This is a genomic window from Hymenobacter terrenus, from assembly GCF_000972495.1.
GTDB classification, from domain to species: Bacteria; Bacteroidota; Bacteroidia; order Cytophagales; family Hymenobacteraceae; genus Hymenobacter; species Hymenobacter terrenus.
The window spans coordinates 1-1,275 of the sequence record NZ_LATM01000111.1 but is presented as its reverse complement, the minus strand read 5'-3'; the positions used below and the strand labels follow the sequence as shown (position 1 = coordinate 1,275).

General features: G+C 59.5%; 1 pseudogene. It reads left to right on the top strand.

Annotated elements, in window-relative coordinates:
• Window positions 1–1,275: pseudogene (locus tag WX88_RS31175) on the top strand (hypothetical protein); the annotation flags it as partial.

The following is a 1,275-nucleotide window of genomic DNA, read 5'->3' as shown; positions in this document are numbered from 1 at the left end:
GACAAGACCCTGCCCGGTGACGTGGTCTACGTACGGGCTGGCACCTACATCAACGCCAATGCCAACAGGTATCAGGGGGCGGCCGTGGACATCAAACGGTCGGGCGCGCCCGGCAAATACATCGTCTTCCGCAACTACCCCGGCGATGCCCAGAAACCCCTGATCCGCTTCGCCAGCTGGCAGGGCTTCCAGGTCAAAGGAGGGGTGTCCTACATCGAGATTAACGGCTTCCGCATTCAGGGCAACAACTCTGCCTTCAACAATGCTGATGGCACGCCCAACAACACGACGGCCCTCAACCAGGGCGGCAGCTGTGCAAGAAACGGCGCGGGTGATAAGCAGGACGAATACAACGGCAACGGCATTAGCACGTCAGGAGGCGCGAGCATTGGCTACCCCCACCACCTGCGCTTCGTTAACAACGAGGTGTTTGACTGCGGCGGGGCCGGCATCGGCACCGGGGGCTCGGACTACGTGACCATCGAGAACAATCTGGTCTACAACAACTCCTGGTACACCATCTACGGCACGAGCGGCATCTCGATGAACGACAGCCACAACTTCGACAACGCGCCGGGCTATCACATGATTATCCGCAACAACCGCTCCTTCGGCAACCGCCTCTACGTGGGCTGGTATAGCCCCGGCAATAAGAGCAACCCTTGCCGGGGCATCACCGATGGCAACGGCATCATTCTGGACGTGAACGACAAATATGCCAAAGACGCCAACGGCAATGTGATTAAGGACGCCAACGGCAACCCGACGTTTGCCTCGAATACCTACACGGGCCGCTTCTTAATCGCCAACAACTTGTTGGTCAACAACGGCGGCTCGGGCATCCACTTGTTCAAGAGCAGCCACGCCGACGTGATCAACAACACGGCCTACCTCAACTCGCAGAGCACCGAAATCGACAACGGTGAAATCTACGCCAACCAGGCTTCCGACGTGCTTTTCCAGAACAACATCTCCGTCGGGCTACCCGGCAACCTGGTCTTCAATAACGTGAGCACCACGCGCAACGTCAAGTACGTGAACAACCTGTTCTCCGGCGGCACCATCACGGCCAACACGACCAACAACACGCTCACCAGCCGGGGAAGCGGATCTAGCACGAGTGCCGACGACTTCCCCGTGCCCACCTCCGTCACCATCCCCACCGGCACCAACCTGGTCGCCAACCCGCAGTTCGTCAATGCGGGCTTCGACTGGAAGACGGCTAACTTCACTCTCCGGACCACCAGCCCCATCAGCCCCGCCATCAACGCGGGC